Here is a 7,763-nt window from a genome sequence, read left to right as displayed (position 1 = left end):
GTTGAGGTGGGGTTCGTTCATGGAATAGAACACCTTGGACTCGGCCGGGATTCGTTTTTCGATCAACCTTTTTGCAGTGGAGTCATACAATCAATTGATACATTCCACATATGGGCACATCCACGATGTCTCCGATGACCACTTGTAGTTTTTGCCCCCCAGGGTTTGATCGCAGTTGTTCCACCAAGGCCGGTGAAATATCAATACCGTCAACGCGATTGCCATATTCCGCCAGGGGAAGGGCAATTCTACCGTCGCCAATTGCTAATTCTAAAATTGGTCCTTTGCCGGCCAATTGAGCCAGGAATTCTACAGCCTTTTCCTCATCACCGCGTTGTCCATCTCGGTACGTTTTTGCCGCATCATTACCGAAACTCATTCTTGGCTCATAATCTTTCATAATAAACTATCCATATCCCTTCACCGCCCAACAGATGGGAAGGCGGAAGTACTTCCCACCCGCCCATGCATTTTCCTTTCGGCAGCGATATTTTCATACTTTTTACTTTTCCCAAGGATCCTTCCGGTAGAAAAAAGCCCCGTCCGGAATGAATTCGGTTCCGGATTATTTAACTTTCTTCTTGCGCCAACGCGGGCCGATGAACCGTTCAAACACGCCGCTCTCCCAAGGATCGAAGCCCCCCGCGGACAGCGGAACTTGCCTACCCCGGCGGATCCCCCGCCGGCTCCGCCATCCGCCCGCTGGAGCCGGTCAGCTCGCGCAGGCGCCCGGCCAAGTCCGGCCGCAGATCCCCTCCGCGGAAGCGCCAGCCCCAATTCCCCTCGGCCCGCCCCGGACGGTTCATCCGCGCTTCGGCGCCGAGCCCGAGCAAATCCTGCAGCGGGCAGACGGCTGTCTCCGCCGCCGACTCCCAAGCCAGGCGGATGAAATCCCAAGCCACGTCCCCTCCACCCGGCCGATACCGATCCGCCCGCCGCCGTTCCGCCTCCGAAAGCGAGCGGTACCACCCGAGGATTGTGTCGTTGTCGTGCGTTCCGGTGTAAGCCGCCGTGTGCAGTCCGATGTTATCCGGAAGAAAGGGATTCTCCGGTTTGCCGTCGAAGGCAAACTGCAGGACCGCCATGCCCGGAAGCCGCAGACGTTCGCGCAGCGCGACAACATCTTCGGTGATCACGCCCAGGTCCTCGGCCAAAAACGGCAGCCCCCCGATCGCTTGGCGCAGGCGCGCGAACAATTCCTCGCCCGGACCGGGCAGCCAGCGCCCATCTTCGGCCGTCGCGCGGCCGGCCGGCACCGCCCAATAGGCGGCGTACCCGCGGAAATGGTCCAGGCGCACCAAGTCCGCTCGGTCCAGCGCCGCGCGCGCGCGGCGAATCCACCAAGCGAACCCTTCGGTTTGTAATTTTTCCCAATCGAATATCGGGTTCCCCCACAGCTGGCCGGTGGGGGAAAAATAATCCGGCGGAACTCCGGCCTGGACCGACGGAAGGCCGCCGCGATCGACTTGAAAATACCGCCTGGCGGACCACACTTCGGCGCTGTCGAGCGCGCAATACATCGGCAGATCGCCGAGGACGAGGATCCCCTTCCGCCGCGCGTGTTCCCGCAGTGCCTCCCATTGCCGCCGGAAAAGAAATTGCTCGAAGGCAATCTCCTCCATCTCCTCGGCAAGGTTCGCGCGCGCGCGCCGTACGGCGTCCGGTAGGAAAAACGCCGAATCCCTTTCCCACTCCCACCACGGTCGGTCCGCATGCGCCCGCTTCAAGGCCAGGAAAGTGCAAAAATCTTCCAGCCAGGGTTTTTCCTCCTCGCGGAACCGCTCGAACTCCGGATTCAGCCGCCCAACCCCGCCGGCCCGGAGACGCGCGTGCGCTTGCCGAAGCAGGCGCGATTTGAATTCCCGGGCGCCGATGAAATCCGCCGGACCCGCGGCGAAGCGGGGAGGATCCCCGATGTCCGCCGCAGAGAGCAGACCGTCCGCCAGCAGGTCCTCCGGGCTAATCCACAGCGGGTTGCCGGCGAAATCGGACAAGGCTTGGTAGGGGGAATTGCCCCAGCCGGCCGGGCTCAACGGCAGAATCTGCCAAACCGTCTGCCCGGCCGCGGCGAGAAAATCCAACCAGGCGCGTGCCTGCGGGCCGAGGTCTCCGATCCCGTACGGGCCGGGGAGCGAGGTCGGGTGGAGCAGGATGCCGGCTTTGCGTTGATGATTCATACGTGATGATGGATTACAAACCACTGAGATGCAGAGAACGCGGAAAAAAAACGTCACTGCTTGGGCCGCCCATTTCCGTACAAGGATCTCAAGCAAGCGTCCCCGTCGTTCGCGGATTTGTTCGTCATTCCGGCGCCCGCCCTCGGCGTGGTTTTCGCCGGGGGAAGCGGGGGTGCTCGAAGTTGGGCGTCAGTGGTTTTCGACGGTTACTGGATGCCGGCCGAATTCATGCCTACACGATGATCGCTGGTTGAGCAAAAAAAATCTGCTTTGCGTTCTGTGCGCCTTTGCGGTGAAAAGGTTGTCCTCCCCGCTCACTGTTCCAGCACGCGCCGGTAAACCGTCAGGTATTCCTCAACCGACCGCGACCAGCTGAAATCCATGGCCATGCCCCGGGCCCTGGCGGCGGCGCAGCGCTCCCGCTGGCGGAACAATTCCTCGGCCCGGCCGAGGGCCAGGCCGGCGGCCGCGGCGGACGCCTCGGCGAACACCAGTCCGGTTCCCTCCGCGTGGGAAAGGTCCAGAACCGTATCTTTCAATCCGCCCACCGCGCGGACGACCGGCAGGCTGCCGTAGCGCATAGCGATCATCTGGGTGACGCCGCACGGCTCGTAGCGCGAGGGAATCATGAAAAAATCCGATCCGCCGTAGATCCACGCGGCCAGATCCTCGTGATGCCCGGCTTCCATCGCCGCCCGGCCGCGGTGCCGGGCGGCGAACGTCCGGCATTGCTGTTCCAGCCGCGGATCCCCCGCGCCGAGGATCACCGCCTGGTTGCCGCGGCCGCACCAGCATTCGAGCGCGGACAGGGCCAGGTCGATCCCTTTTTGTTCGTTAAGCCGGCTGACGATGCCGATCAGCGGGACCGCGGGTTCGGGATCGAGTCCCATTTTTTGCTGGAGGGCGGTTTTGTTCGCCGCGCGCCGCTCGAGCGAACCGGAGTCGAAACGCTCGGCAAGGCGCGGGTCCGCGGCCGGGTTCCAGAGGTCCGTATCGATCCCGTTGCGGATGCCCGTCAACCTGCCGCGCTGAGCGCGCAGGTAATCCTCGAGCCCCGCGCCGAATTCCGGGGTGAGGATTTCCTCGGCATAGGAGCGGCTGACGGCGACGATCATATCGGCCGCGGCGATGCCGAGCGGAAGCAGCGCGGAGTAGGCCCAATCCGGAAGCGCGCCGAAGCGGTCCTCCGCGTCCGGCTCGGCCGCACCGCGGGCCGCCGGCGGAGCGGGAGGCGGCACGCCCAGGCCGAACTGGGCCAGCGCCCATCCGGCATTGTGTCCGAGGTAAGGCAGGTTGTGGATCGAGAGCACCGAACCCACGTCCGTAAAGAAGCGGTCCTGCCGTCCGCGTCCGGCCAGCCACAGGTTGGCCGCCGCGGTGTGCCAATCGTTGGCGTGGACGAGGTCGGGCTTCCAGTCCAGCGCGCGGGCGAGTTCCAGGGACGCCAGCGAGAAGAATACATATTTGGGCGCGTCGCGCCCGGAATCCGAATGGTAGACCGATTCCGAAGCGCGCAGAGGCGGGCCGTCGACGAGGTAAAGGGGCACCCCGTCCAATTCCATCTGGTAGACGTCGGCCTGCATCGCCGAACCGCGAGCCGGGACGGCCGGGCGCACGGCCGGCTTCCATCCGGCGGCGCGGGCGCGCAGGGCAGGATGCAGGGGCAGGACCAGGCGTACGTCGTGTCCGCGGCGGCGCAATTCCGCCGGCAGAGCGCCGGCGACGTCCGCCAGACCGCCGATTTTCACAAGCGGCGCGGCTTCCGCCGCGAGAAACAGGATCTTCAAGAATTTCTGATTTTGCTCGGCCACAGAAATGCTCCCGGGAGCGTTCTGATTCAATTATAGCCTCAGCCATCCGCGTTCAGAGAATCGCGGGACGGGCATTCCTTCGCGGCGCCTTCCTTCCGGCAGGCCGCCTTCCGCCGTCCAAACCACCGATCCGCCGGTGTGGGAGAAACGTACTGCCCCCGTCCAACGGGTCAATATTCATATTCATCTCGACCAAAAACCTCTTGAAATCCTCCATTCCGGCGGCGACCGCTTCTTTTCTTGGCGGTTTTTCAATACAATACTCGCATCAAGGAAAGATCACAGACAGCTAACGGAGGTGGCCGCATCATGAAGAAAAAAACAGCCCTCATCCCGATCCTGGCCGTGGCGGCGGCCGCACTGGCCTGCAACTTGGAAACCGCAGCCGGACCCACCCTCAGCGCGGATCAGATCAACACGCTTTCCGCGCAGACCCTGGCCATGATCCAATGGCAGACCTACTCCGCGCAACAGCCCTCGTCCGGAGGAACTCCCGGCGGCGCGATGCCGACCGCCGGGCCGGCGGACACGGCCACCAACACGATCCTGCCCACGGTCACCTGGACCGGCACGCAGCTTCCCTCGGCGACCTTTACTCCCACGGTGACGACCACGCCGCTCCCCTGCAATTGGGTGCAGTTCGTCAGCGACGTCACCATCCCGGACAACTGGGAGACGACGCCTTCGGATCACTTCACCAAGACCTGGAGGCTGCGCAACATCGGCTCCTGCACCTGGACCAGCGGCTACTCGCTGGTGTTCGACCACGGCGACCAAATGGGCGCGCCGGCCTCGCAGCAGCTGACCACCGGGACCGTCGCCCCGGGGGCGACGATCGACGTCTCGGTCGACTTGGTGTCCCCGGCGGCCGCCGGCACCTACCAGGGTTTTTTTAAGCTGCGCGCCTCCGACAGTTCGGTCTTCGGCATCGGCCCGAGCGCCGACACCGCCTTCTGGGTTAAGATCGTCGTCATCGCGCCGACCGGGCCGGTCATCCAGCAGGTGAGCGCCAACACCACCATCCACGGCGGATCCACCGGCTCGACCACCGCCGTCTGTCCGGCAGGCACCGTCGTCACCGGCGGCGGCTTTTCCACCGGCACCGACGTGTTGGTATACACCCAAGCCAAGAACGGCAACGGATGGGTGGCGGTCGCCAAGAACAACTTCGGCGCCGACCGCACCCTGACCGTCTACGCCGAGTGCCTGACCTATCCCTCGGCCAGCACCGTCATGGTCGACAACACCGTCAGCGTCAACGCCGGCTCGTATGCCAGCCAGACGGCGGTTTGCCCGGCGGGGAGCGTCGTCACCGGCGGCGGATACACCAGCTCGCCGGACGGCAGCATGTGGGTCTACGCCAACTGGCAGGTCGGTAACAATTGGCAGGTTTCCGAGCGGAATTACGGAGGAAGCCCCAAGACTTTCCACGTCTATGCCGTTTGCCTCTCGGGGACGCCGCTTACGACCGTCCGTCAGGATGCCACGGGCAATCTCCCCGCCTCCGGCAACGGGTTTGTGGCGGCCACTTGCCCGGCTGGAAGAGTGGCGACCGGCGGCGGCTGGGGATTGTCGAATGATGAGCTTCCGTATTACTCGGGATACACCGCCGGCGCCTGGCGCGTGTACGCCCACAACAGCAGCGCCAGCGTCCGCTCGATGCTCGCCATGGTGACCTGCCTCGGCTGAGGCGGTTTCCCAGCGCAGAACGACAATCGGCGGAAGCCCGTCTTCCGCCGATTGTCGTTTCCGGACCTCCCTTTTCACCCAAATCCTTGAAGCGTCCGGATGGAATCCGGCAGATCATTCCCGACGATTTGGGGAGGGAAGGAAGGGCCGATTGGTGTCAGATCTAAAACCTCCGGGATCTATCCAAAAAACCTCCAAACCGGCCGGAGGGCTGTTTTTCCGCGGCGCACATCCGCTACAATAGACGGGTTGACGGAATTTCCCGGAGAAGGATACCCGGACCGGAGGAAGAGCCCTTGATTCTGCGGCGTAGGCGGATCCGCTCCTTGAACAACGATGCCAGCCCTTGGGCGGTCCGGGCGTGCGGAGCGAACACGGGATCCTGCGCCGTCCGCACAAGGCTATCCCGAAAGCCGCGCAAAACTTTTCCGAGCCCTGCTACAATCCCGACCGATGGGCAACCCCTATCCGGCCGCATCAGGAGAACTCCATGAGAAAACACCTCCCGATCCTCGCCTTAACCGCCTTGATCCTCTCCTCGCTCGGCTGCATCCTCCAGATGGAGGCGCCGTCGACGCTCAACCCGGCGCAGGTCGACACCCTCGCCGCGCAAACCCTGGCCTATCTTCAATATCAAACCTATGCCGCGCTCGGCACCCAGATTCAGCCCCCAGCGGCGGAAACCCTGGCGCCCCCGCCAGCGGCCGGCGACACGCCCACCAATACGATCCTGCCCTCGGTCACCCAAACCAGCTTTCTCCCGTCGGCCACGCCCACCGCCCTGCCCTGCAACTGGGCTCAGTTCATCACCGACGTCAACTACCCGGACGATTCGGAGCTGGGGGTCAACGACCACTTCACCAAAACCTGGCGCCTCAAGAACATCGGATCCTGCACCTGGACCAGCGGTTACGCGCTGGTGTTTGACCATGGAGACCAAATGGGGGCTCCGGCCGCGCAGCAGCTCACCACCGGAACCGTCCCGCCCGGCTCCACGATCGACGTCTCGGTCGCCCTGGTCACCCCGGCCGCGCCGGGAACCTACCAGGGCTTCTTCAAACTGCGCGCCTCCGACAGCGCCGTCTTCGGCATCGGCCCCTCCGCCGACGGCGCCTTCTGGGTGAAGATCCAGGCTGTCGCCGGAGGTTTCTCCGTTCAGCAGGTGGAAGGACAAACCACCATCAGCATGGGATCGACCGGCAGCATCTCCCTCACCTGCCCCTCCGGCACCAAGGTGGTCGGCGGGGGATTCGACGGGGGGAACAACATCCTGGTTTACCGAAGCGAGCGGAGCGGAAACGGCTGGGTGGTGTACGGCCACCGCTACTCGGGCGCCAACGCCTCGCTGAAAGGCTACGCCTATTGCCTATCCGGAGTGACGGCCACGAGCACCAGCGGGTATGCGGAAAAGACCCTCGCTCCGGGCTTGAGCGGCGACGCCTACCAAACCTGCAGCGGCGGCAGCGTCGTCAGCGGCGGCGGTTTCGCCTTTGACGACGGAAAGATCTGGCCTTACATCCTGCGCATGGATGGGAACGGATTGAAGATGTTCGCGAAGAACGTCGGCGGTTCGAACGCCACCTTCCGCTCCCACCCCGTCTGCCTGACCTCCGCCGGCGCCGTCACTGTCCAGGCCGAGAATACCGGCAGCGTGCCGGGGTCCTCCTCCGGAACCGTCGAAGCATCCTGCCCGGCGGGCACCAGCGTGACGGGCGGCGGATTCACCGTCTCGGTGAATATGTATCTGACCGGGATGTACAAGAAACCGGGCGAAAACGTTTGGGTGGTGAAGTCGCTCAATCAAAACGGCTCCAACATGAACGCCGTGTCGCGCGCCATCTGCCTGGCCATCTCCTGATCCGCCCCGCATATCCTCCCCAAATCATCGGGAAAGATGTTCCAAATTCATTTCATTCTCTTCGATGATTTGGGGAGGGAAGGGAGGGGCGGATACCAGGGGCTCTTCATTCGTTACGCCCTGAATCTTTAAAAAATAGTGTCTGCTCAGCATGATGCAAGGACTGAAATAATATTCGAAAAACCATCCAATTATTCCCCCTCATCCCATCCTTCTCCCAGCCCATCG

At 63.4% G+C, this 7,763-nt stretch carries 5 protein-coding genes; 2 read left to right on the top strand and 3 right to left on the bottom strand.

The window, feature by feature from the left end:
- Window positions 1-82: 82 nt before the first annotated feature.
- The 3 genes from JW929_06405 to JW929_06395 form a co-directional block, all read right to left on the bottom strand.
- Window positions 83-400, bottom strand: coding sequence for a class I SAM-dependent methyltransferase (locus JW929_06405; GenBank protein MBN1439027.1), 318 nt, complete (start codon window positions 398-400; stop codon window positions 83-85).
- Window positions 401-662: 262 nt separating this feature from the next.
- On the bottom strand, window positions 663-2,177 hold the full coding sequence (malQ, locus tag JW929_06400; GenBank protein MBN1439026.1) for a 4-alpha-glucanotransferase: 1,515 nt from the start codon (window positions 2,175-2,177) through the stop codon (window positions 663-665).
- A gap of 314 nt (window positions 2,178-2,491) precedes the next feature.
- Window positions 2,492-3,988, bottom strand: coding sequence for a glycogen synthase (locus JW929_06395; protein MBN1439025.1), 1,497 nt, complete (start codon window positions 3,986-3,988; stop codon window positions 2,492-2,494).
- Between the two features lie 309 nt (window positions 3,989-4,297).
- Between JW929_06395 and JW929_06390 the strand changes: the two genes are divergently transcribed.
- Both JW929_06390 and JW929_06385 read left to right on the top strand, forming a co-directional pair.
- Window positions 4,298-5,677, top strand: a complete 1,380-nt coding sequence (locus JW929_06390; GenBank protein ID MBN1439024.1) for a hypothetical protein — start codon at window positions 4,298-4,300, stop codon at window positions 5,675-5,677.
- Window positions 5,678-6,167: 490 nt separating this feature from the next.
- Window positions 6,168-7,535 (top strand): hypothetical protein, encoded by a 1,368-nt coding sequence (locus tag JW929_06385; protein ID MBN1439023.1) that lies wholly within the window; start codon window positions 6,168-6,170, stop codon window positions 7,533-7,535.
- The last annotated feature ends 228 nt before the right edge of the window (window positions 7,536-7,763 follow it).

The organism is Anaerolineales bacterium, from assembly GCA_016928575.1.
Lineage (GTDB): Bacteria > Chloroflexota > Anaerolineae > Anaerolineales > RBG-16-64-43 > JAFGKK01.
The sequence above is the reverse complement of the archived record's forward strand: the minus strand, read 5'-3'. Positions and strand labels throughout refer to the sequence as shown.